Annotated in this window: 1 protein-coding gene; it reads left to right on the top strand. The window is 58.8% G+C overall.

Annotation, left to right across the window (positions count from 1 at the left end; translation table 11 throughout):
- Positions 1-163 precede the first annotated feature (163 nt).
- Positions 164-1,302: IS256-like element IS1249 family transposase (locus L7A15_RS10580; RefSeq protein WP_237212507.1), on the top strand; the 1,139-nt coding region annotated here is incomplete at its 3' end.

Here is a 1,302-nt window from a genome sequence, read left to right as displayed (position 1 = left end):
GCGGGTTAAGGGTCAAAAAGTGTGTCCGGAATCGCGGATTTTCACGGATTGACCTGTAGGTTTCCGGAAAGTATATGCTCCGGAAGCATATATCTAGCCCCCGACGGGAAATCCTCGGTGTGGCAGCCGTGATGTGCTATGCGCGGCGTGGTGTGGTGTCGCAATGTCGAAGAACCAACCACGCTGCCACTGCGGCGGTGAAATGAAACGCAACGGCACCACCAGCAAAGGCACCACCAGATGGCGCTGCAAACAATGCGGCGCCTCCAGCGTCAAACGTCGAAACGACATCACCAACGCGGCAGTGTTCACCCAGTTCATCGAGCATTGCACCACCGCAATATCACTCGACGACCTAGCCAAACGAAACGGTGTTAGCCGCGCCACCATGAAGCGGCGCTTCAAGTGGTGCTGGCTCGTTGATGTGCCTGACCCCACCGCCGGCCACCACAAGCGGATCTACGACCAGGTATTTCTCGATGGCACCTACACCGCCGGTGGCTGCCTGATCGTCGCGGCGACCATCGACCACGTGATCGCCTGGCACTGGTGCAAACACGAAACCACCCGCGACTACCAACTGCTGCTTGAACGCATCGAAGCCCCACTCATCGCCGTCATCGACGGCGGCCAAGGCGCATACAGCGCAATCAAAAAGTGCTGGCCGACTACGAAAATTCAACGCTGCCTCGTCCACGCCCAACGCGTGGTCCGCCGCTACACCACCACCAACCCACGCACCGATGCCGGGCGCACCATCTACCGACTTGCGCTGAAACTGACCCGGATCACCACACTGGATGAAGCCGCCGCGTGGGGTGTGCAACTGCACGAGTTTTCAACGATCTACCGGGAATGGATGAACGAGAAAACCATGATCAAAGACCCCAAAACAGGTGCATGGACCCGCGTGTGGACCCACCACAACGTGCGCAAGGCCTACAACAGCCTCAACCATCTTTGGCGGTCCGAGATGCTGTTTGTCTACCTCAACCCGCCAGCAGGAGTCCTTGCGCCCGAGCGGATCAAATCCACCACCAACAGCTTAGAAGGCGGCATCAACGCCCAGCTCAAACTGCTCGCCAGAACCCACCGCGGCAGATCAGGCGAACGACAACGCCGCATGCTGGATTGGTGGCTCTACTTAAAAACGGAACTGCCTGACGATCCAGTACGAATCGCCAGGCAGTCCGACTGGGGCCAGGGCCAACTCGCCAAAGTATCCACCCTGACCCAAACCGAGAACCAAGCCGACCACGAAACAGGACGCCCAGCCCTCTACGACAACGCTATCGACACCGA

Source organism: Rothia nasimurium (assembly GCF_928391935.1).
GTDB lineage: Bacteria > Actinomycetota > Actinomycetes > Actinomycetales > Micrococcaceae > Rothia > Rothia nasimurium_D.
This window is presented reverse-complemented; position numbering and strand designations above follow the sequence as displayed.